The sequence below is a fragment of the Actinomycetota bacterium genome (assembly GCA_030776625.1).
GTDB lineage: Bacteria > Actinomycetota > CADDZG01 > CADDZG01 > WHSQ01 > MB1-2.
Map to the genome: position 1 here is coordinate 333,400 of JALYHL010000002.1, position 23,636 is coordinate 357,035.

Genomic DNA, 23,636 nt, shown 5'->3' on the forward strand with positions numbered 1-23,636 from the left:
CGAGTCTGGAAAACTGCAGAAGATGTTGCGAGTCGCGCACGTGATAAGCACGGTAGAGGGTTTGGCGGGAGCGGAACGCATCGCGTCGGCCCTCGTACGCGCCGCGTCGCGCCGCGGCGATGACGTGCTCCTACTGAACCCGTTTGCTCGCGATCCTGATGGTTCGATCCTGAGGCGCGAGGTGGGAGATCTCTACAGGGGGCGGCCCGGCAGTCGCATCCGTGACCTGCCTAGCCTTCGTAGCTGGCTTCAGCAGGAGATCACAGGGTTCCGGCCGGACATCGTTCACGCGCATCTCTTCCATGCTGCTGCGTTAGTGGCGTCGACACGGCCCACTGCTCCTCGTGTTCTCAGCCACCATCATGGTGCGGCTCTCCGGTACCTTCGCAGACCCATTGCGAGTGAGATCGACAAGCGGTCGGGGGCGCGTTTCGACAAGATCGTTGCTGTGTCGCGATCCGTTGAACGATTCCTTCTTGAGGCATACGGCTACAGCCGTGACCACGTCGTCGTCATCCAGAATGGGTGGGAGCGAGGCGCAGCCGCGGCGGCGGAATCCGCCGTGCGAGTGCCTCACCTCGTTGTGTGCCCTGCTCATCTTCGGCCTGAGAAGGGGCACGAAGTACTACTAGAGGCATTGGTTCGCGTCCGGCGCAAGGTTCCTGACGTTCGACTTGCCCTCCTCGGCGGGGGCCCGCTTCAATCACACCTACAGAGCACGATCAGGACGTTGGAGCTCGATGACGTCGTCACACTTGTTGGTCCTGTTGCGGATGTCTGGAGCTGGTACGCGAAGGCGGCGATGGTCGTGGTGCCGTCGCTCTATGAGGCTTTAGGTCTGGCAGCGTTGGAGGCAATGGCTGCAGGTCTCCCGGTTGTTGCTGCGCGCGTCGGGGGTCTTCCGGAAGTTGTTCTCCACGGGGAGACAGGTCTTCTCTTCGACCCCGGCAACCCCGCCTCTCTCGCAGTCGCGATCTCCGACTTGCTGGCTTCCCCAGCGAGGCGAGGGCGAATGGGTGAAGCTGGTCGAGAACGGGCGAAGCTTTTCTCGATGGAGAAGATGACGGACTCGTACCTGGCGCTGTATGACCGAACCGCGCGAGCATCTCGCTGAGGGATCGCTTCCGTAAACTGATCTCGTGCCGAATCTTGCTCCTTCGCCGGATCCGACAGTCGACGGCCTTCTCTGATGTGTGGCATCGCGGGCGCCGTCGCCGTCGATGGTTTGCCGCCTGACGCTCTGAGTGCTGCCCTCGCAGCTCAGCAACATCGCGGTCCCGATGGTGAGGGCGTCTGGTCGGATGGTCGGTGCACACTCGGGCAACGGAGGCTCGCGATCATCGACCTGTCGGAGGCGGGCCAGGCTCCCATCGCCAACGAAGACGGTTCCGTGTGGGTAACGCACAACGGGGAGATCTACAATTTCCTCGCCCTCCGTCGAGAGCTGGAGGCGCTGGGCCACCGCTTCCGCAGCGCGACGGACACGGAGGTGATCGTCCACGCCTACGAGGAGTGGGGGACGGACTGCGTCAGCCGCTTCCGAGGCATGTGGGCCTTCGGGTTGTGGGATTCACGCCGCTCGCGATTGTTCCTGTCCCGCGACCCCGTCGGCAAGAAGCCACTCTTCTACACGGAGCAGAGCGGACGCTTTCTGTTTGCCTCCGAGCTACAAGCCCTGCTCGCGTCGCCCGAGGGCCCACGAGAGGTCGATCTCGATGCCATCGATGCCTACCTCTCGTGGGGGTACATCCCGCCGCCGTGGACGGGCTTCCGAGGGATCAAGAAGCTCCCGCCGGCGTACACGCTCACCCTCGATGTCGGACCTCGCGGCCACAACGCACAGCTCAGGCGGTTCTGGTCGCTCTCTTACCTGCCCAAGCTCGATATCTCAGAGCAAGAGGCGGCAGAGGGGCTCCGCGAGCGGCTTCGCGAAGCCGTCCGTCTCCGGCTGATCAGCGACGTTCCCCTTGGGGCGTTCCTTTCAGGCGGAGTGGACTCGAGCATCGTCGTGGCCCTCATGGCGCAGCTGTCGCCGCAGCCGGTGAAGACCTTCTCGATCGGCTTTGATGATGCTGACTTCGACGAGCTGGGACACGCGAGGCGTGTTGCGGAGCGGTGGCGAACAGACCATCACGAGCACGTGGTTCGTCCGGAGGCAACCGAGATCTTGCCGACGTTGGTGCGCCACTACGGTGAGCCGTACGCGGACTCCTCTGCCGTCCCGACCTTCTATGTGGCACAGATCACTCGCCCGAGCGTGACGGTGGCGCTCAGTGGTGACGGCGGAGACGAGAGCTTCGCCGGCTACGACCGTTATCGGGCAAATGCCCTCGCGGGGACCGCGGCCCTCATTCCAGGCAACAGGCTTCTGATCGGCGGGCTTGCCCGCGCAGTTCCCGATCCCGCCGACGAGCGGACATCGCTCGGTCGCCTCCACCGTTTCCTCGACGGCGCCTTGCAACCACAGCCGGCGCGGTATGAGCGGTGGCAGAGCATCTTCACCGCGACCGAGAAGGCGGCTCTTTACAGCAACGACTTCCGCAACCGCGATCATGCTCTGGCGAGATGGTTCGCCGGCCTGTTCGGAGAGGCGGAGGGACTGGACCCGGTGGAGGCGGCGATGTCGGTGGACGTGAGGTCATACCTGCCCTTCGACCTCCTCGTGAAGGTCGACATCGCCTCCATGGCGCACTCCCTTGAGGTCAGGTCCCCCTTCCTTGACGTTGAGGTGATGGAGTTCGCTGCGCGCCTGCCGCGGACGATGAAGTTGCGCGGTCGGCACGCGAAGCATCTTCTTAAAACTGCCTTCTCGGACCTCGTTCCCGCGTCGAACATGAACCGACGGAAGATGGGTTTCGGGGTGCCCGTCGGCCGCTGGTTCCGAGGTCCCCTGAGGGATGTCCTGCGAGAGTCCCTGCTATCGGAGCGAAGCCTTGAGCGCGGGTACTTTGACCCGGTCGTTCTGCGCCGTGTCGTCGACCAACACCTGGCCGGTGGTGCCGATCATGGGGCGCAGCTGTGGGCCCTGATGATGTTGGAGATGTGGCACCGGGAGGTCGTCGAGGCACCGAGGAGCAGTGTTGTCCAACCTTCACCCTGAGACCGTTCGCGGGTTTGGCGAGGAATGGACGAGCTTCGACCAGACCCTCCTCCGTCAGTCCGAGGCGGCAGTTCTGTTCGACCAATACTTCGCCGTCTTTCCCTGGGAATCACTTCCCCCTGATCCCGAGGGGTTCGATCTCGGCTGCGGGAGCGGGCGGTGGGCGCTCTTCGTCGCCCCGCGCGTCCGGAAGCTGCACTGCATAGATGCAAGTCCAGATGCCCTTCGGGTCGCGAAGATGAACCTGTCTTCTTTCGAGAACTGCGAGTTCCATCTCGCCAGCGTCGATCAGATGCCCTTGCCGGACGCGGCAATGGATTTCGGTTACTCGCTGGGGGTCCTACATCACGTGCCCGACACTGCTGCCGCGATCCGCTCCTGCGTCATGAAGCTCAAGCCACGGGCGCCCTTGCTCCTCTACCTGTACTACGACTTCGAGGACCGGCCGCGCTGGTTCCGCGGTGTTTGGAAGGTGAGCGACTGGATGCGCCGCCGGATCTCCCGACTGTCCGCGAAACGCAAACGCCTGCTTACCGACGTCATCGCCGCGGTTGTCTACCTGCCGCTGGCGCGGGTGTCTTGGCTCCTGTCGCACTTCGGTGTGGGAACCAAGCACATACCTCTCTCCTTCTACAAGGACCGGAGCTTCTACACGATGCGCACGGACGCGCTCGATAGGTTCGGGACGATTCTTGAGCAGCGCTTCAGCCGCGCCGAGATCCAGCAGATGATGGAGAGCGCCGGCCTCAGACACATCGCTTTCTCCGAAGCACCGCCGTTCTGGTGTGCCGTCGGGTTGAAGGACGAGAGCTAGGAGTTGTCGACCCCGAACGTCCGCGTGCTGCGCTTGATCACGCGCCTCAACATCGGGGGCCCCGCGCGTCAGGCCTTATCGCTGACGAAAGCCCTTGCGCCCGAGTACCCCACGATGCTCGCCGCAGGCGAACCGGGATCGTTCGAGGGAGAGCTAACCGATCCGGTCGTGCACGTTCATCGCCTACCGCTCGTGCGGGAGGTCCGACCGGCTGTCGACGCTCGTGCTTTCCGAGCCACTCGTCGATTGATCAGACGTGGCGCGATCGAGCTCGTGCACACGCACATGGCCAAGGCGGGGACGATTGGGAGGTCCGCAGCGTGGTCGGTGCCCAACCGTCCGCGTCTCGTCCATACCTTCCACGGCCACGTCCTCGACGGGTACTTCCATCCGGCCGTCGCCGCAGCCTTCATCCGCATGGAACAGGGGCTCGCGCGGGTCACAGACGCGCTTGTCGCCGTGAGCCCGCAAATCCGGGATCAGCTACTTGATCTCGGGATCGGCCGTCCAAGTCGCTGGCACGTCATCCCTCTGGGGTTCGACCTCGAAGCATTCTTCGCGATCGCTGAGCGAAGCGGAGATCTGCGGCGGGCCATCAATGTCGCTCGCTCAACGCCCCTGGTCGGCGTGGTCGGTCGTCTCGTTCCGATCAAGGATCACGAGACGCTCTTTCGAGCTGTCGCGGGACTCGCAGAGGTCCACGTCGTCGTTCTCGGCGACGGGGAGCTTCGGCAGGATCTGCGGACACTGGTCAAAGAGCTCGGTATGAGCGAGCGTGTTCACTTCGTTGGCTGGTGGGGCGACATGCCCTCAGCCATGAGCGATCTCGACGTTGTCGCCCTCACCAGCCGAAACGAGGGGAGTCCCGTCGCGCTGATAGAGGCCCTCGCCGCAGGCGTGCCTGTTGTCGCCACCGACGTCGGCGGCGTCAGATCGGTTGTGGAGGATGGGATCAGCGGATTCGTCGTACCTCCCGGGAGCCCCGACGCGGTGCGCAGAGCGTTGCGGTCACTGCTTCAGGACCCTGAGCTACGGCGGCGGTTCGGCGCGGCTGGCAGACAGTTCGTGCGGCCAACGTTCACTCATGAGCGGCTGGTGAAAGACGTGCGATCCCTCTATAACGACCTGCTCAGCTGAGCTGGGCGGCGGCTCGCTGGGTTGCCCGATGAGCGGGTGTGTCGTGCCTACAGCGAGCGACGTCCATCTGCAGTGTTGTCCGCCCGGAAAGTTGGTGCCCTGTGCTCGCTTAGACCTTGCCAGTCGTTAGGTTTGCAGCCGTGGCAGCTGCGAGTGCTGATATGAGGGTCTGGTTACTGACTAAAGCTTCTGCTGTCCGGCGGAACCTTCTCCTCGTCCTCGTGGTCGGTGTTCCCATCTTGTTCCTGCGGATCCTCAACGACCCCATCAACGTGCCCAAACTCGGGCTCTTGCTGGTGATCCTGCCTCTCGTCATCGCGCTGCGGGGCGCGGAGTTGCTGCAGGGCGCTGACCGTGAGGGACTTCGGCGCCTGGCGATCCCGGCGCTGGCCGTATCCATTCCCCTTGTCGTCGCTTGGCTGTTCTCGCCGTACAAGGGATGGAGTCTGTTCGGCAACTATTCACGGTTTTCCGGCCTCATCCCGTATCTCGCCGCGGTGATGTTCGGTGTCTTGGTTGCCGACGCCTTTGGGCGGCATACGCGTCAGCTTGCCTTCGCTTTGGCTAGCGCGGGGGGGCTGGTTGGAGGCTACGCGTTGGTCCAGTATGCCGGGCTCGACCCGTTCACCTGGGCTGTCGGCGAAGACGCAGCGCACCGCCTCGCGGTGTCGAGTCTCGGAAATACGAACTTTGTCGGCGCTTTCTTGGGGATCGTGCTTCCCGTTACGGTCTCCCTCTTGTTCACCGACCGGTCGTCTCGGTGGTTGTGGCTTTTCGTACTGCTTATCACTGGCGGCTGGATCGTCGCCTTCAGCGAGGGCGGTTGGGCAGCAGGAATCGCGGGGCTGCTCGTGGTGATCGGCTTCATGGCTGCACCGCGGTGGCAGCGAGCGCGGCCACTAACTCTCGCAGCGGCGGGTCTCATAGGGGTCACAGCCGTTGGGGCCGTCGGCGCAAGCATTGTCTCCCAGAACCAGCACATCCCGAAGACGATCGATCGACGAGGTGATTGGTGGGAGGGCGCTCTCAACATGGCCGCGGATGCGCGCATCGCCGGCCGGGGTCCTGCAACTTTCGCCCTCGAGGGAACTCAGTACCGGACTATCGATGATGGTCTCGAGGTTGGTTTCGATTTCACCGACGACCCGCACTCGTTGTTCATGGCGTTCTTGACCTCGGCAGGTGTCATCGGAGTCGGGGGATTACTTGTCGCGGTCGGATGGTTGATCCGGCAAGGCCTTCGTCTTCCGGGGGAGGAGCTGGTCGGCGCCGGTTTCTTCGGCGCGGTCGTCGCCTACGTGGTTCAGGCCTCTATCAGCATCGACACCGTGGCTTTGCGGATGACATTCTGGACCGTGGCGGGTGGGTTAGCCGCAACCGCTGTGCCCGCTGTGGCGACCGCGACCGGCCTCAGCCGCGGAACGCAGAAGCGCCGCAGCAAACGAGTTGTTCAACCTCCTCTCAAGCTTCCACTTGGGGTGGTGACATTCGCGCTGTTAGGTGTTGCCGGCGCCTGGTGGGGACTCAACTTCGTTTTAGCCGATGCCCGTGTGCAGCAAGGAAACCTTCTCTGGGATCAGGGTGACGTGCAGGGGTTTCAAGAGACGTACGACTCAGCTCTCGGGTTCAGGGAGGAGATTGCTTATCGGAGGACGTACGCAGTGCGCTTGGGCGAGGTTGCTCTGGCACTGGCGGCCGAAGGCCACTCGGAACCGGCACGTGCCTTCCTCGAGCAGGCTCGCCAGGGCTTCGCCTATACGGATGATCTTCCGGACGCGCGCGGGCTGGTTGGTTACGCGCGCTTCCTCAACGCCTGGGCAGAGTTCGATCCCGATGCCAGAGACGAGGCGCTTGCTCTATACGAGCGAGCGCTCTCCATCGACCCGCAAAATCCTGCGCTCGCTTCAGAGGTAGAAACAGTCCGGGCAGCACCCGCACCAGGCGACGAGGAAACATGAGCCGCGCGTCAACATTGGGACTCCAGCTGTATTGGGACTCCAGCTGTGGCTGTGGTGTTCCCGCGGCTGATCACCCGCCTACGCAAGGGCTGGATCGGAGCGCCGCGTGAGGCTTCCCAATCCCGCCCCCCTGTGAACGCACCATTCTTCGTGGATCTCCTGCGCATCAGGTAACCAATCGCCTCGGCTGGCGTTACATCGTTCGACGGAAAGCTTCTAGGTTCACGCTCAAGGTCGGTTCGGTCCCGTCCGATTTGGTTCTTTTGAGCTATTCCTGTTTCTCCGGCGCCGCCACAGACTGCCCCGGGGAGCAGGAACTAAGAAGGGCATGACAGAGATGGCTCAGCGCATGGAGGACCCGCAGGTACTCGGCGTCCCCGCGGGGTCGCTCGAGGACAAGGAGCTGACCCTCGCCTTCCAACAGGGCGACAAGGGCGCCTACCAGGCGATCTACGACCGCTACTCCGATCGCGTCCACCGGGTCTGCCGGCGGATGCTGGCGAATCCTCAGGACGCCCAGGAGGCCGCTCAGGAGAGCTTCCTTCGCGTCTACCAGGCCCTCGGGCGGTTCAACGGCCGCTATCAGCTCGGCGCCTGGATCACCAGGATCGCCACGAACGTGTGCCTCGACCACCTTCGCTCCCGGGCCCGCCGCCCGCAGGATGTTGCTCCCCTGGAGGTCGTGGATCTCGACGACGAACGCCATCTGACGAACGACGACCCCGAGTTCCTCGTGATACGGAACGCTGAGGGCCGCAGGGTCCGCAAGGTCTTGGCCCAGCTGCCCCCTCTGCACCGCGCTGCCATCGTGCTGCGCGACTTCGAAGGGCTCTCCTACGGTGAGGTGGCGGTGGCGCTGCAGCTGTCGGAGTGTCAGGTGAAGGCCCTGATCCACCGAGCCCGGCAGAACTTCAAGCGGACGTGGACGCCGGTGTCGCTCTTCATGCCGTGGCGACTGGTGACGCGCTTCAGAGAGGTCGACGGGACCGCGAGAGACCACGTGGCCCAAGCCGTGACGACGACGGCTCAGGTAGCGCCGTCCTGCACCAGTGCTCTGCAGCAATGCGGGCAGTACGTGGCGGAGCGGGTAGCACCCATATTCACCGCTGCCGTCATTGGAGCCGCCGCGGGCGGTGCTGCGGTCGCAGGCACTGGAACGCCTGCGGCTCCGCGCGCGGAGATCGCCTCGGCCGAGGCCGCCTCACAGGAGGCCGGGGCAAGCGCCGTTCTCGGCACCCGTGTGGGTAGGAAGGTTGCGGACCCCGCTTCCCTGGAGAAGGCCGAGCAGGCGAAGGACGACAGCGCAGAACTCCTTTCGCAGGAACCCCAACCGGCGCCGGCGGCCCCCCCTGCGCCTCAACCCACGCCTTCTGCCTCCCCTACCGCTGCTCCGGTTGCCTCACCCACACCGCAGCCCTCTGACCCCCCAACCGAGCCCTCCAAGACTGAGAAGCCGGTGCGAGAGCCGTTCGCCGCGTCTTTGGGATTCGACAGATACGGCACCCCGCCCGCCGTAGTTCCTAGTAGCAACCGGACGTGGGTCGACTGCGACCCCGTCGTGATGAAGCAGCGGTTAGAAAGCGTGTTCAGCGATGGAGAAAAGTCCTACCCGGCCGTCTTCTCCTTGAGCGCTGACAGCTCCTCCGCCACGATCGCACTCAGCATCTGGAAGGACGGCCGCGAGATCTACTACACGGGTTCCGGCTCTCTGTCTGGCGGGTCGCGCGAGGGCTCAGACCTCACGCTCCAGTTCACCGGCACCTACCGGACCGGGGATCAAGAAGCGCAAGACTCCCTCGGGTTGCCAGGATCTGGAAGTTTCGTCGCCTCTCTGGGGATCGACTGCGGGTTGTCCGAGCTGGTATCCGAGAGCGTGACTTTCAGCAGTTAGTAGCAGCCGCATCACGTTCTGTGGTTATATTCCGCACGGGACTGGGAGGCCCATCTTTGAGGTCTGTCATTCTTCGCAACTCAAGGCGCAACTTTTGCACCACAGGCTCGTTTCACTTAGTGAGGCAGGTTGTACGTAGGTTGTAGTAGGTGCCAGTTAGCAGTACCGACACCATGAGGAGGTGCGGATTGTCAGTAGGACGTAGAAGCAGCAGGAGACCAGTGGCGTTCATCACGGCGTTGATGGTCGTCTTCGCGTTGGTCGTTCCCTTTGTAGGAACGGCGCTTGCGAACCACCAGGGTCAGACGGTGCAAACCCTGGACGTGACACCAGACACCGACAGCGCCCCGGCGCAGACGTGTAACGCTTTCACCGTAACGCTGCAGGGGACCCAGCCAACTGGGGACAACAACCCCGGTGTTCCCGGAGAGACAGTAGATGTCCTCGTCCGGGACACGGATGCCAACAACACGGCCACGGCGGGCAACGAGGCTCAGAGCGACATCACGTTCTGTACTCCCCCGGCAGGTAACGATCCGACCGGTGCAGAAACCGGTCCGAATCCCGTTGGGCCTGCTCCCGGCCAGGAGGGGGCGACAGCGAATGTCAACAACGCCAGCCAGCGCCAGGGCGAGTTCTGCTGCACGAATGAAAACGGGCAGCTGACCTTCGGCATCCTTTCCAACGAGGAGGGCAACTTCGCCGTCACTGCGTTCTTCGACGACGAGGACGACGACAACCCGGCTGGAGACATCGCAGAGACGGTCACGAAGACGTTCACCGCGGCACCGGCAACCGGAAACGAGGGCGTTGAGACCGTCGACTGTGAGCCGGAGAGCGACACGAACCCCGAGGGCACCGCGCATAGCTTCAACTGTGTCGCCAGGGATGTGAACGGCAACCCGGTGTCGGGGGCCACTATCCAGTTCGACGTGACCGCTGGTCCGAACGCGGAAGAGCAAGGCGTCCAGAACTGTCAGGCTTCGACCACCAACCAGCAGGGCGAGACCACGATCAACCAGCCGGCCAACAACCAGACTGCGGCGAATGGCCAGGCGACCTGTACCTACACGGATGTCGAGACGGCGGATAACCAGACCACGGCCGACACGTCTCCCCCGGGCACCGACACGATCGTGGCGTTCGTGAGCCAGACGCCGCCCGCGGGTCAGACCGGCACGGGTGGTGCGGACGCATTCGAGCCGCAGGACCAGATCACCAAGACCTTCGTTGGTGACGCCAACAACATCGAGTGCGAGCCGGATGGCGCCACCGCCACCTCGGGTAACATCGTCACGATCACCTGCACCGTTACCGATGAGGCCGGTCAGCCCGTTCCGGGCATCAACGTCACCTTCACCGAGACCGGTGCCGGCGCCTTCCGTACCGGCCAGGACACCACGTGCGTGACTGATCAAAATGGTCAGTGCAGCATCGAGGTGCAGACTGCGGAGACCGAAGAAGGCACCATCACCGTCACCGGGACGATCAGGGGCGCTGCTACCGCCGCCGAGGGCAACACGCAGGGCTTCGGGTCGAACTGCACCGTGCAGGGCCAGGCGGAGACGGGTACCAACGCCCAGTGCTCCGACACGGCTACCGTCACAGTGACGCAGGAGCCGGACCAGGGGCCGCAGGCGGACTGCAACGACGGCGTCGACAACGATGCTGACGGCCTCATCGACTTCGGGAACGACCCGGGTTGCACGAGCGCCTCTGACCAGACCGAGGCTCCGAACCCGGACGATGGCACCGGCGAGCGCAGGAGAGTTGCGACGAACCTGACGATCCGGTACGACCGTGACGCCAGGGCCTTCAAGGGCGCCATCGGTTCGGATCGGAAGGCGTGCCAGACCGGACGCACCATCATCCTGAAGAAGGTCACGCCTGGTCCTAACCGAGTCATCGGTCGGGACGCGTCGAACCGCTTCGGCAACTGGCGGATCAACAAGGCTCGTGCACGCGGCCGCTTCTACGCCGTCGTGCTACGGAAGCAGACAACCGGTCGTAGGGGTGCGGAGCTGAACTGTCTGCGTGACCGTTCGGTGACGATCAAGCTCCGCCGTCGTTAAGTAGTAGCTCGCTGCTCTAAGCGAGAAGCAGTAAAGAGCCGGCCCCTTCGGGGGCCGGCTTCTTTTTGTCATCTTTGTGCAGCCATGGGAGATGCGGATGCGTCGGGTGGTGGTACTTGCTGCGGGGGTTGTTGTCCTTGCAGCGGTAGCAGCGGTTTTGATCTTCCGCCCCGACGGTCGCGAGTTCAGCGATGTCCGGGCACTGGTTGAAGCCATGCAGGGTGCGGGGATCGAGTGCGAGAACCTCAACGTGAGCATTCCCGACCCGACACCGGAGATCGTCGATTTCGGTTCGTGTCAGGTCGACGGTCAGACCGTCAATCTGCACGTGTACAAGAGCAGCGATTCGGTGGAGGAGCACATCGAGGGCAATGTCTCGGCGCGCTCGTTGAACAACCCCAACTACTTCGACTTTCTCGTCGCAGGTGACACGTGGGTCGTCGATACCTACTCAGAGGAGACGGCTAAGGAGATCCAGGCTGCTATCGGCGGCGAGATCCACTAGCGTCGTCCTTCCCGACGTTTAGCCTGAGTTCCTCATGCTCCGACGTCTCCTGGTCTTTTTCCTCGCCGTAATGCTGCTCGCCGGAGTGGCGGTGGCCGCTCCCGCCATGCTGCGGACCCGTCGTGATCGAGCGGCGCAGCCGGCTCTACGGATGCCGGAGCCGAAGACGCCGGTGCAGCAGGCGTGTGGTCTCGAGCCCGACCTCCTCGTCAGGATCTGGCGTGGCCACCAGAGCGGGCGCTCGGAAGACATCACCGCAGTCCCGGCCGAGCCGAACTACCTCGGCTCCTTCGCGGTTACCAGCCACTCCGGACCTTGGGACTACCTCCAGCGCGTGCCTCTCGTGGCGTACGGCCCCGGCCGCGTCCCGCCGAATGGCCAGGTCGAGACAGAGGCCACGCTTGCCGACGTGTATGCCACCGCGGAGGACTGGACGCAGGTCGAGCTCGAAGACCGCGCCGGTCGCGGTCTCACGGAGACGGTCAATGCAAAACGGAAGCCTCCGAAGCTCCTCGTCTTCGTCATGTGGGACGGTGTGGGGCGAAACGTGCTCGAGCGGTGGCCGAACCGGTGGCCCAACCTCGCCCGGCTCGAACGAGAGGGCACGAGCTACGCGAACGCGACCGTCGGCAGCAGCCCCAGCATCACGCCCTCGACGCACGCCACGCTCGGCACCGGAGCGTTCCCCAACGAGCACGGCGTCACCGGGATCCAGTACCGCGACGAGAACGACAAGATCGCGGTCGCGCAGGCGGGCAGGGACGTGCGAGACCTAGAGCTCTCGACCTTCGCGGATGACTTCGATCGGGCGCTGGACAACCAGCCCCTGGTCGGTACCGTCGCCTATCGTATCTGGCACATCCCGATGATGGGTCACGGGGCGGCCACTCGAGGCGGAGACAGGGACCACCTGGCGATCATCGGCTTCGACGGGAAGATCCACGCCAACTACAGGTTCTACGAGCGGCCGTCGTACCTGGAGGCGTTCCCCGGGTTCCAGGAGCACGTGGACCGCCTCGATCAGAAAGACGGGCTGAAGGACGGCGAGTGGTTGGAGCACCCGATCGCGGAAGAGCATGACAACCCCGCGTGGGCCGACTACCAGACCGACATGATCCTGGAGATGCTGGAACGCGAAGGGTACGGCGCGGACGCGACGACCGACCTCTTCTTCACCAACTACAAGATGACGGACATCGTCGGACACCAGTACTCGATGGACTCCGAGGAGATGGGTGACGTGCTGGAGGCGCAGGATCGGGCGCTCGGTCGCCTCGTCGACTACCTCGACGAGAACGTTCGGGACTACGCGCTGCTCCTAAGCGCCGACCACGGCCACACACCTTCACCAGAGCGATCGGGAGCGTGGCCGATCAGCCAGAACGAGCTGGAGTCGGACCTCAACGAGCGGTTCGGTGTTGCCGAGGGCGACACCCTCACGCAGGCCATCACCGCGGTCGGGCCGTTCCTCGACGCAGAGGTCCTGGAGGCAACCGGGACGACCACGGATGAAGTCGCGACCTTCATGAACGGCTATACGATTCAGGACAACTGGCCCAAGCCAGATCTGCCGCCAGGCTACGAAGACCGAGGTGCCGAGCCCGTCTTCGAAGCCGCCTTCCCTTCCGAGCATCTGGACGAGGTGATGCAGTGCGCTTTCGGATCCGCCACGCCTCCGGGCGAGGAGTGATGCATCGGGGCCCGGCCCTCTTGCTCTGTCTGAGCTTGCTCGGCGCCTGTTCGTCCACCGCCACGCCGGAGCAACAAGTGCCGGAGGTGGCGCAGCGTCCGAACGTCTTGATCTTCGTCACCGACGACCATCGCGCGACGGGAACCATGAGACAGGCGATGCCGGACACGCTGCGTCTGTTCGGGCAAGAGGGCACCCGCTTCACGCAAGCGTTCGCGACCACGCCGCTTTGTTGTCCGAGCCGCGCCTCGATCTTCTCGGGCCGCTACGCGCACACGCACGGCGTGCGCACCAACGATCTCGCGGAGAAGCTGGACCACGACAACACGATGCAGGCGCACCTGCAACAGAGCGGCTACCGCACCGCTATCACCGGCAAGTATCTGAACCGGTGGCCGGAAGAGGTCGATCCGCCGCACTTCGACGACTGGGCGATCATGTTGCAGGGCTACTACTACGACGCGCTCTTCAACGTCGACGGCACGCGCAAGAACATCGACGGCTACACCAACGACTTCGTCACGAAGAGCTCGGTGGACTTCCTCGAGCGGTTCGAGTCGACAGACGAACAACCTTGGTTCCTCTACGTCGGCGCCACTCCGGCGCACGCGCCCTACAAGGCGGAGGGCAAGTACGAGGGCACGGACACGCCGCCCTACCGCCGCAGCCCCGCGGTCAAGGAGCAGAACCTCTCGGACAAGCCGGACTTCGGCCCGAGCAAGCGCTCCAACTTCCTCAAGGTCCGGCGCAAGCAGCTGCGTACCCTCTACTCGGCGGATGATCTCGTTCAGCGCGTGATGAGCAAGGTGCAAGCGCTGGGTGAGGACGAAGACACCATCGCCTTCTTCGTCGGCGACAACGGCCAGATGTGGGGCGAGCACGGCCTCACCGCGAAGCGCTACCCGTACATCCCTTCCATCCAGATCCCGTTCTTCGTGCGCTGGCCCGGTCACGTCGGCGCGGGCGCTCGCGACCAGCGCCTCGTGGCGAACATCGACATCGCACCGACCGTGCTCGAGGTGGCGAACGCGGCAGCCACCAACCCGCCGGACGGGAGGTCGCTGTTCGCGGAGCAGCCGCGCGATCGTCTCTTGCTCGAGCACTGGGCAGACGACGAGTCGGAGGTGCCGGACTGGGCCGCGCTGCTCACGGACACGTACGAGTACGTCGAGTACTACCGGGATTCAGGAAAGCTACGGACCACGGAGTACTACGACCTGGTCCAGGACCCGTGGCAGCTCCGCAACCTGCTCGGCGACGCGAACGAAGCCAACGATCCGCCCACGCGGCGGCTGTCTCGCCAGCTGAACGAGCTCAAGAGCTGCGCCGGAGAATCCTGCCCCTGAGCGCTCGAACGTGCTTGGCTTGTCTCAATCGTCCGTTTCTATGGCCGAAACTACGCACATGAAGAGACGTCTCCTGGTTGCGCTGTGCCTCGTTGCTACGAGCGTCGCGGCCGTGCCCCCGGCTCGCGCCGCCTTCCCCCAGATCCCCTCGCCTCCGGGTCAGATCTACGTCGTCAGCGTCAACACGTGGCAGCGCAAGGTCATCGGCGTCAAGCGCTTCGAGATGATGCTCGAGCTCACGCGCGCGCTGCTCAAGCGCCCGCCCGCGTTCGACGGCGGCAGTGAGGGTGTTGCCGCGGCCCCCGACGTGATCGTGCTCCAGGAGATGCCGGCCAACAACCTCGACATCTTCGTCAACCTGCTGCGGCAGCGCTCCGACTTCGACTACCGCGCGGTGGGATCGGAGACCGCGTTCGGCAAGTTCGTCATCAACGCCGATCGGATCGCGATGAACGGCGCGGAGCGCGAGTGGAACGACGTCTGTTACGAAGCCACCCAGCAGTCGCGCACATATCAGTGGGCGGAGTTCACCGAGTCCGAGACCGGCTCTCCGTTCGCGGTCGCCGGCATCCACTTCTCACCGGCCTACCAGGAGAACACCGGGCAATCGAACTGCCTCGAGCGCAACATCCCGGTGCTGCGCAGTCAGCTTGACCAGACCCCCCACCCCACGATCATCGCGGGCGACTTCAACAAGCGCGCCGTGGAACAGACGCACGAGTGTGACCCCGAAGAGCAATCGCCACCGTTGCAATGGTGGAGCGAGATGACGGCGCCGGCCGACGGGCGCGTCTACGACGACGCGATCGTGACGTGGCACCGGGCACAAAGTCTGTCGCTCGCGGAGGAGTGGACGCACGAGCAGAAGACCGCCAGCGTCACCTGCGATGCGAGCACCAGGTTCCGCCGCAACCGCATCGACTACATGTTCACGTCGGGGGTCGAGATCGCGAGCGTCCACACGGATCATCCCGGGTTCGCCGGAGAGGAGCCCGGCACCCGCCACCCCACGAATGCGCGCTACTCAGACCATCGCTTCATCGCGGCACGTCTTTCGTTGACCGGACCCGCGACCCCAGCGCCTCCGACCGTCGTTCCAGATGCCGGCGGGATCATCCACGTGAGCTGGGCCGCGGCCGAGGCTCCCATCTCGGAATGGCTCCTCTACCGGGCGATCGGAGACAACCCCTACAGCCTCCTGACCCGTCTGACGCCCGAGACCCTCACCTTCGACGACTCCGCGACCGAGCACGGGAACCGCTACCGGTACGCGCTCGCCGCGGTCGACGCCGCCGGAGCGCAAGGCATCGAGTCCCAGCCGGCGACGGCACGAGCCGATGCGATCGGGCCTCGGGTAAAGAGCACCACGCCGCGCTTCAACGCCCGCGCCGCGGAGCGTCGCACCGACGTCATCGTCAGGTTCAACGAGCCCTTAGATCCAGCGTCGGTGTCGACGCGCACCATCAACCTCTTCCGCAGCGGACGGAGCGTGTGCGGGCGGACCGTCCAGGAGAGGCCTCACGTCCTCGTCTTCGATCCCTGCTTGCCGCTCGGGAAGAAGAAGGAGTACCGGGCGGTGGTGTACGCGCTGAACGACCTGCTCGGCAACCGCGGCACGCCGCACCAGTGGAGGTTCACCACCCGGTAGCCTGCCGTGATGCCCGGACGGCGCTCCTGTTTGATCCCTTTCTTCATCGCGGTGGCGATGCTCGTGGGCGCGTGCGACGACGGCGAGCCGCAGGCTGCGGCCGAGCCCGAGCGGACCGAGGCGGGGCTCAAGCAGATCGAGAGCGACGACGACCGGCCGGAATGCCGAGGTCTCGATCAGCTCGTGACGCGGGTGCAGCGGGGTTACTTCCCCTTCCGCTCCCCCGACATCATCTTCATCCCGAGGGAGCCCAACTACGTCGGCAGCGCCGCCATGCCGGTGCACTCGGGGCCGTGGGACTACCTCGCACACGTCCCGCTGGTGGCATACGGCCCCGGCCACATCCGCCCCGGCACCTACGACGAACCGGGAACCGTCGCTGACCTCGCCCCGACGGCCGCGGAGATGATCGGCTTCGACGAGTGGCCGAAGCGCGACGGCCGCGTGCTGAACGAGATGCTCGAGGAGAGTCCGCGCCCGCCCAAGCTCGTCGTCAACATCGTGTGGGACGGCGGTGGGTGGAACGCGCTCGACGCGCATCCGAACGACTGGCCGTACCTGAAGCGGCTGATGGAAGAGAAGGCCGCGTCCTACGAGAACTTCGAGATCGGCTCGTCGCCCTCGGTCACGCCCCCGATCCATACGAACCTCGGAACCGGCTCGTTCCCCGCCCGCCACGGCATCGTCTCGCTGAAGATGCGCGCTCCCGACTACGAGCAGGTCGACCCGTTCGCGCTGCTGCGCGCAGACAACATGAAGGTCACCACGCTTGCCGACGAATACGACCGCTCCCGCGGCAACGAGCCGGTAACCGGCATGCTCGGCTCGGTCTCGTGGCACCTGGGCATGATCGGTCACGGCTCGGCTTTGCCCGGCGCCGACAAAGATCCGGTCGCGTTGCTCGACAAGCTCACCGCGACCGTGAAATCCAACACCGACATCTACACGGAGCCCGTCATCTCGGATCCCGATCAGCTCTTCGAGTTCGCGAGTGAGCTCGACGCGGCCGACGGCGTGCGGGACGAGCAGTGGGAGGGACATCCGCTCACGACGCCCGACGAGATCCACTACACCCCCGCCACCGTCGACTACGACCGCTGGCTGTTACAGCGTCTGATCGAGACGGAAGGTTTCGGCGCCGACGAGGTTCCGGATCTTCTCTACGTCAACTTCAAGACGAGCGATATCGCCGGCCACAAGTTCGGGATGACCTCTCCGGAGGTCGGCGCTGCCATCCGCGCACAGGATGCGAACCTGCGCAAGCTGGTCGGCTTCCTCGATCGCACCGTCGGCAAGAACCAGTGGGTCTTCTTCCTCACCGCCGACCACGGCCAGACGCCGTACCCAGAGGAGTCGGGCGCGTGGCCGATCTACGGAGGAGAGCTCGCCCGTGACATGAACGAGGTCTTCGACAAGACCGATGACGACATCCCGTTGATCAGGAGCGTGGGCGCGGCGGGGATCTACATCCAGCTCGACCAACTCGAAGCCAACGACGCGAGGCTGTGGAAGATGGCGCGCTGGGTGGCCGGCTACACCGTCGGAGAGAACCTCAAAGAGGGAGAGAAACCGCCCGCGGGCTACTCGCAGCGCGAAGACGAGCTGCTGTTCGACGCGGTGCTGTCGAAGGACAGGGTGGCGGCGGTCGCTTGTCGTGAGGCTTAGAGCCACCGCTCTCTTGGCGCTGCTGGCCGTTGCTGCCGGTTGCAGTGGAGAGCAGGACCCGCCTCCCGCGCCAATCGCTTCTGCGGCGCCCGCTGAACCGAGCTACTCGTTCGTTGATGTCTCCACGGAAGCGGGCATCGTGATGGAGCCGCGGCGCTCGTGGGGTGGGACGTGGGTCGACTACGACTCCGATGGCGATCCCGACCTGCTCGCGAACCGGCACTTCTTCCCGCCGTTCTTCTTCGACCACGTCGGCGACGTCTACAAGCACGCGGCGTGGGAAGGCGCGCTGGACGCGCCGAAGTTCGACCGCCATGCGTGTCTGTGGGGGGATCCGAACGCGGACGCGCTCCCGGACCTTCTCTGCACGCAGGGGGCCGAACGCGGCAAGGGCATCGGGCCGAACCAGCTCTTGATCCAGAACGAAGACGGGAGCTTCGAAGATCTCGCCGCAGAGCTCGGGGTCGATTACCCGCGCGGGCGCAGCCGGACGGCCAATTGGGTGGACTACGACACCGACGGTGACTTCGACCTGTTCGACGGGACGCAGCTGCGCGAGGGGTATCCGAACCGCATGTTCCGCAACGACGACGGGACCTTCCGGCGCGCCCGCGTGGGGCTCGAACACGAGCTGGAGACCGAGGCGTCGGCCTGGGCCGACTGGGACCGCGACCGGGACGTAGACCTTCTGGTGACGCTCAAGGGATCGGACACCGTCGCCTACGAGAACCGCAACGGCCGCTTCGCCAAGGTGCGCATCCCCCGGATCACTACCCGTGATTGGCTGGGCGCGAGCTTCGGCGAGTTCAACGGGGATCGGTGGCCCGACCTGCACCTGATCAGTGAGTCCGGCGCGCTCGTTCTCGTGAACCGGCGCGGCTCGTTCGAGGTCGTGCATCGGATGCCGGTTCGGGAGGGGCGGACCGGGCACTGGCTCGACGTTGACAACGACACCGACCAGGACCTGTTCGTGCTGCAGGGAGCGCCGGGAAACGGCGACGATCCCGATGCCATCGACTCGCCTGACATCTTGCTGATCCGGGACGGTGACAGCTTCCGGCGCCAGGTCGTGCGCGAGAGCGGGGTCGAGACCGGCAACGGCGACTCGATCGCGTTGTCGGACCACGACCGCAACGGCACGCTCGACCTCTTCGTCACCAACGGCTACAAGCGCTCGGCCGGGCCGTTCCTGTTGCTCGAGAACACGTCGACGGTGCAGAACTGGGCCGCGGTAGATCTTTCCGGCGGGCCGGGCAACCCCCTCGCGATGTGGATCGAGGTGAAGGTCACCACCGACGCCGGGACCTACTGGCGCCTGGTGACGGACGGCCTCAACTTCCGCTCCCAGTCCGAGGTGGGCTACCTGCACCTGGGCCTCGGCACCGCCTCCATCGCGGACGTGGAGATCGTGTGGCCGGAGGGCCAAAGGGACTGCCTGGGGGTGCAGGCGGGGCAGGTGGCGGAGCTCGATAAAGGCGCTCGACCGTGCAACTAAAGGCTTCCCCTCTCCGTTTGTTCCTTTAGAAGCTGTGTGGACGGCTATCTACCAGGGGGGTGGCGCTGCCTCCACCCCGACGGCTCCCGACCTGGGCTGTTCGATCAGCCCGACCGAGACCTCCTGCACCGTGGATTACACCCGCACCTCTCCTCCAGGCACGGACTCGATCACGGGCTTCTTCGCCGATGCCGGCATCAACGACACGGCGGATCCCAGAGACACCGTGAGCAAGACGTGGGTCGCACCGACCGCGACGCGCCTCGACTGCGCGGACGAGACGGCGACGAACCCGACGGGCACGGCCTATGTCGTCACCTGCACGGCGACGAGTGACTCCGGGCAGCCCGTGAGCGGCGCTCAGGTCGACGTAGAAGCCACGGGCGCCAACGACCCCGACGCCGGGGACACTCCGGTGAGCCCCGACTTCACCTGCACGACGGGCGCCGACGGCACGTGCACCTTCACGCAGACCGGTACTGCAGCGGGCACCACTACCTACCGCGCCTTCCTGGACGGCGACAACAACAACGCGACCGGCGGGCCCGACGCGACAGAGGGTCAGGACGAGAAGACCGCACCCGGAGCCACTGCAGAGCCGGACGCGACGGATGTGGTGACGAAGACGTGGACGGCCGGGGGGCCGCCGCAGGGCCCCGTCTGCCCCGGGTTCGAGGACGACCCGCGGAACCAGATCGTTGGCACCCCGGTGACGACAACCTCACCGGGACCGAGGGACCGACATCATCTGCGGGCTCGACGGCAACGACACGATCTCGGGCCTTGGCGGTGACGACCTCCTTCTCGGCGGGGGAGGCAACGACTCCCTCTCGGGCGGGGACGGCAACGACTTCCTGAAGGGCCAAGGAGGTAGCGACGTGCTCGCCGGAGGGGCCGGCAACGACACCCTCGCGGGCGGCGGGGGGAGCGACGTCCTCCTCGGCGGCGGCGGCAATGACTTCCTAGGCGGCGGCGGTGGCGACGACATCCTGCGCGGCGGTGCCGGGACGGACCTGCTGCGGGGTGGGGCCGGCAACGACGTGATGAACGGCGGCCGCGGAGCAGACCGCTGCCGAGGCGGCCGGGGGCGGGATATCAGCAGAAGCTGCTGATCGCTCAGCTGTAGTCGAGACCAAGAGGGTCGGAGGTTCCTCCGGCCCTCTTCCCGTCCGAGGCAACTTTTTCTGTCTCGGTTACGTAATAAGGGATGAGGGGGTGGAATAGCTCCCCCGACGGGGTCGTTTAGTCGTTACGGGTAGCGGTTAGGAACCTAGCCCGGCCCGGTCCTATCGGTGACGAAAGCGCAAGCAAGGAGGCCCTTCGGTGGCCATGGCGGAAGCGGAAGAGCAGCTGGAGTGGCAGGAAGACGCTGCGTGCCGTGAATACGACAACATCCTTTTCTTCGGTGGAGACGACGGCGAGTCGGAGCTGGAGCGCCAGACTCGGGAGAGCCACGCGAAATCGATCTGTCGCACCTGCCCCGTGAAAGAGCCGTGCCTCGAGTTCGCGATGGACACGAACCAGAAGTACGGGATCTGGGGCGGCTACACGGACAAGGAGCGGGGCTCGCTGAAGCGGAGGCGGGCGCGTTCCCGGCGAGCTTCGTAGCTTCTTCATCCAGCTTTCTCCAAAGAGGCCCGCGGGCGGCAACTTTGGCGATCCGCGGCCGTTTGTATAGGTGAGGGGCTTATTGTCTTTTCGTATCCGAGCGACAGCACGCGGCCGTAGATGGCGACCGCAGGAGGTGGCGGCTTCATGACCGAGGCAATCAGACAGAAGGCGAGCGCTCAGCGGGTCCTGGCGATCCTGATCGGACTGCTCGTCACGATCCTGGCGCTCCAGGGCCTGGCATCGGTGAAGCCGGGCGGCGTCGAGGCGTTCGCGGCAACCACGCCGGCTCCGACACCTACGGGCACGGCGATCCAATTCCTGAACCCGTCGAAAACCACGAGCCTGGAGATCTCCGACAAGGACGATCGCTCCACGGGCTCGAGCAAAACGGCTTACCACCTGGTCGCGTGGACGCACCTTGCTCCATCTGGTGCAGGCGTCCTCTTCAAGTACGACCCTGCTGGGGACACCACGCCGGAGCTGACGATCGGGACGGCGACCCAGGTGAGTCCGGACACGTGGGAATTCTTCTGGGACATCCCGAACGAGGTTGCAGAAGGGACCGGCGTCCTGCGAGCCATTCTGTTCAACTCGGACGGCTCTGAGGCCGCCCGCGATGAGGAAACGGTCACTATCAACAATAGAGACCGAACCTCCGCCGAGGCGAACGACTTCTCGATCGAAGATCAAGCGGAGACCGTCGAAATCACCTATCCCGCAAACGCTGGGGGGATGGGCTTCTACGGCTCTCAGGACGGCACGTTCACGGGCGTCATCGACATCACGACCAGCACCGGTACTTCGAGCGTGACGAGGGTGGAGGCTTTCTACACGGTGGATCCTCCTGGAACAGACCCCAACTTCGTCGAGTGCGGCGACGAGACCACGGCCCAGTCCGAGAACGGCGTCCGCTGCACACTCGCGTCGGGCGACCGCCCGGCTCAGGTGACCGGGGTGGCAGTAGTCGTATTCGATAGGACGCAGCAGCCGGTCGCCGAGCTCCAGAGCGAGGACGAGGACACCTCGGATGGGCACCGCGCGTTCGGGTACGAGCAGGACCCCAGCAGCGTGACTTTCAACCCGACGAGCGATACCGAAGATACGGCCAACAAGTGCAACACGCCTGCTTTTATAGCGACCGTGTTGGACACGAACGGCCGGAAGGTCGCTGGGGCGAACCTGGACGTTCACGCTCAGGGGCCGAGCGACAACCTCTTCTTCGACGACAGCGGCGACAACTCCAGCACACACCAGGCTCCGGATCAGGGGGGCCATGCGCGCGAGCCTGGTGTGAACTGTGAGGCCGGAACCCAGCCGGCATTCGTGGCGGACGTACAGGGTGACCACGAGCAGCTGGACGCGGCAGATATCAAGCACATCGAGTCGACGGTGGCCGCCGGTACGTCCGCGACCACCAGAGCGGCTGGGACGGACGACGCCGGATCCTTCAAGTTCCAGCTCCTCAGCCAGGACACCGGCACCACGCAGATCACGGCGTGGGTGGACGAGGACTTCAACGACCGCTTCTGCTCCGCCGAGGCCGCGGGCAACACAGCGATCGGCTGGGCAACAGGCCCTCCCACCGTTACCGGCGTTCCGAGTGAGGAGACGACCTGCCCCAAGCCGACGCCCGGCCAGACCGCCACGCCGACGAACACCGCGACCGCGACCGCGACTGCAACGGCCACAGCCACTGCTACGGCAACGAGCACCAGCACCACGACCGGCGGCCCCACGACCGACCGCACCGTGACGCTCGCGGCCGACAAGGGCAAGATGCCGGCGGGGCGCAAAGTGACGTTCTCCGGGCAGATCCTGAGCAACGACCGGTCCTGCACGGACAACGAGTTCGTGCAGATCAGGCGCAGGGTGCTCGGCACGACCACGTATCGCGACCTGTTCGCGACCTCGACCGACGCACAGGGTCGCTTCAGCGTCGAGAGGCGGGCCCGCAAGAGCGCCGACTACATCGCAGTGGCCACTGCGCACGACAACTGCCGGGAGGACACCTCGGGTGAGGTCACCGTGCTCGTGAAGGTGCTGATCCAGATCCTCCCGAGCGACAAGAACCCGCAGCGTGGGGAGACGATCAGGTTCAAGTCGTCGGTCAGGCCGCAGCACGACGGGTCCACGCTTCTCTTGCAGCGCAAGAAGGGCCGTCGCTGGGTAACCGTCGACCGAGACCGGCTGAACAAGCGCTCCATCGGCAACTTCTTCGTCCAGGCGAGCTTCGGCAGCCGCACCTTCCGGACCAAGTGGAAGAGCCAGGACGCCGAGCACGAGAGCAACAGGAGCCGGGCCGTCACGATCCGGACCCGGTAGCTCTAGACGAACAAAAGGACCCGGCGCCGACGGCGCCGGGTCCTTTTCTCGTTAGAGTCCCGTGACCGCCCCTCCAGTGGATCGTGGCCCTTCTGCTGATCGCAGCAATCACGGCCGTGGGCGCAAGCTTCCTGCACGGACGTGGATCACACCCATCCCTGCCCAGAGTGCGCAATCTGCGCCGATCACAGCTAAATCCCGGAGCTCGTAGCCGACCGGACGGTGCCGCCGCCCCGCAGCAACCGCGCCTCTCGGATCACAACTGCAGGGTGTGACGATGACGTAACAGAAAGTTGCTCGATCTCGCAGGTGTCGAGGCGCCGGCAGCCAACCCCCTCCTGAGTTTCTTTCCGCGGGGGTTCAAGCCAGGGGGGTCAAGGGT

Annotated in this window: 17 protein-coding genes and 1 pseudogene; all 18 read left to right on the forward strand. The window is 65.0% G+C overall.

What is annotated here, in order from left to right:
* The first annotated feature begins 22 nt into the window (after positions 1 to 22).
* Positions 23 to 1,114 carry a glycosyltransferase gene (locus M3N53_05810; protein ID MDP9067847.1) on the forward strand — a complete coding sequence of 364 codons (1,092 nt, stop codon included), beginning with the start codon at positions 23 to 25 and terminating at the stop codon, positions 1,112 to 1,114.
* Between the two features lie 75 nt (positions 1,115 to 1,189).
* The gene (asnB, locus tag M3N53_05815) at positions 1,190 to 3,100 is read left to right on the forward strand and encodes an asparagine synthase (glutamine-hydrolyzing) (GenBank protein MDP9067848.1); all 1,911 of its coding nucleotides are present in this window, start codon (positions 1,190 to 1,192) and stop codon (positions 3,098 to 3,100) included.
* Positions 3,081 to 3,914: a class I SAM-dependent methyltransferase gene (locus tag M3N53_05820; protein ID MDP9067849.1), complete on the forward strand. Its 834-nt coding sequence runs from the start codon at positions 3,081 to 3,083 to the stop codon at positions 3,912 to 3,914. The genes asnB and M3N53_05820 overlap by 20 nt, the downstream gene beginning before the upstream one ends.
* 3 nt (positions 3,915 to 3,917) lie before the next feature.
* On the forward strand, positions 3,918 to 5,051 hold the full coding sequence (locus M3N53_05825; protein MDP9067850.1) for a glycosyltransferase: 1,134 nt from the start codon (positions 3,918 to 3,920) through the stop codon (positions 5,049 to 5,051).
* A 221-nt stretch (positions 5,052 to 5,272) separates the two neighbouring features.
* Positions 5,273 to 7,009, forward strand: a complete 1,737-nt coding sequence (locus tag M3N53_05830; GenBank protein MDP9067851.1) for an O-antigen ligase family protein — start codon at positions 5,273 to 5,275, stop codon at positions 7,007 to 7,009.
* A 328-nt stretch (positions 7,010 to 7,337) separates the two neighbouring features.
* On the forward strand, positions 7,338 to 8,900 hold the full coding sequence (locus tag M3N53_05835; protein MDP9067852.1) for a sigma-70 family RNA polymerase sigma factor: 1,563 nt from the start codon (positions 7,338 to 7,340) through the stop codon (positions 8,898 to 8,900).
* 221 nt (positions 8,901 to 9,121) lie between these two features.
* Positions 9,122 to 10,972 carry an Ig-like domain-containing protein gene (locus M3N53_05840; protein ID MDP9067853.1) on the forward strand — a complete coding sequence of 617 codons (1,851 nt, stop codon included), beginning with the start codon at positions 9,122 to 9,124 and terminating at the stop codon, positions 10,970 to 10,972.
* A gap of 97 nt (positions 10,973 to 11,069) precedes the next feature.
* Positions 11,070 to 11,477: a hypothetical protein gene (locus M3N53_05845; protein MDP9067854.1), complete on the forward strand. Its 408-nt coding sequence runs from the start codon at positions 11,070 to 11,072 to the stop codon at positions 11,475 to 11,477.
* 34 nt (positions 11,478 to 11,511) lie between these two features.
* Entirely contained in the window at positions 11,512 to 13,167 is a 1,656-nt protein-coding gene (locus M3N53_05850; protein ID MDP9067855.1) for an alkaline phosphatase family protein, read from the forward strand.
* On the forward strand, positions 13,167 to 14,513 hold the full coding sequence (locus M3N53_05855; protein MDP9067856.1) for a sulfatase: 1,347 nt from the start codon (positions 13,167 to 13,169) through the stop codon (positions 14,511 to 14,513). Before M3N53_05850 ends, M3N53_05855 begins: the two co-directional genes overlap by 1 nt.
* Positions 14,514 to 14,571: 58 nt before the next feature.
* Positions 14,572 to 16,161, forward strand: a complete 1,590-nt coding sequence (locus tag M3N53_05860; protein MDP9067857.1) for an Ig-like domain-containing protein — start codon at positions 14,572 to 14,574, stop codon at positions 16,159 to 16,161.
* 9 nt (positions 16,162 to 16,170) lie between these two features.
* Positions 16,171 to 17,826, forward strand: a complete 1,656-nt coding sequence (locus tag M3N53_05865; GenBank protein MDP9067858.1) for an alkaline phosphatase family protein — start codon at positions 16,171 to 16,173, stop codon at positions 17,824 to 17,826.
* Positions 17,816 to 19,321, forward strand: coding sequence for a CRTAC1 family protein (locus M3N53_05870; GenBank protein MDP9067859.1), 1,506 nt, complete (start codon positions 17,816 to 17,818; stop codon positions 19,319 to 19,321). Before M3N53_05865 ends, M3N53_05870 begins: the two co-directional genes overlap by 11 nt.
* Before the next feature lie 34 nt (positions 19,322 to 19,355).
* Positions 19,356 to 20,114 carry a hypothetical protein gene (locus tag M3N53_05875; GenBank protein ID MDP9067860.1) on the forward strand — a complete coding sequence of 253 codons (759 nt, stop codon included), beginning with the start codon at positions 19,356 to 19,358 and terminating at the stop codon, positions 20,112 to 20,114.
* Positions 20,095 to 20,183: pseudogene (locus M3N53_05880) on the forward strand (hypothetical protein). The gene M3N53_05875 and the pseudogene M3N53_05880 overlap by 20 nt, the downstream one beginning before the upstream one ends.
* 16 nt (positions 20,184 to 20,199) lie before the next feature.
* Positions 20,200 to 20,433 (forward strand): hypothetical protein, encoded by a 234-nt coding sequence (locus M3N53_05885; protein ID MDP9067861.1) that lies wholly within the window; start codon positions 20,200 to 20,202, stop codon positions 20,431 to 20,433.
* Between the two features lie 217 nt (positions 20,434 to 20,650).
* Positions 20,651 to 20,929 (forward strand): WhiB family transcriptional regulator, encoded by a 279-nt coding sequence (locus tag M3N53_05890; GenBank protein ID MDP9067862.1) that lies wholly within the window; start codon positions 20,651 to 20,653, stop codon positions 20,927 to 20,929.
* 120 nt (positions 20,930 to 21,049) lie between these two features.
* The gene (locus tag M3N53_05895) at positions 21,050 to 23,254 is read left to right on the forward strand and encodes a hypothetical protein (GenBank protein ID MDP9067863.1); all 2,205 of its coding nucleotides are present in this window, start codon (positions 21,050 to 21,052) and stop codon (positions 23,252 to 23,254) included.
* The last annotated feature ends 382 nt before the right edge of the window (positions 23,255 to 23,636 follow it).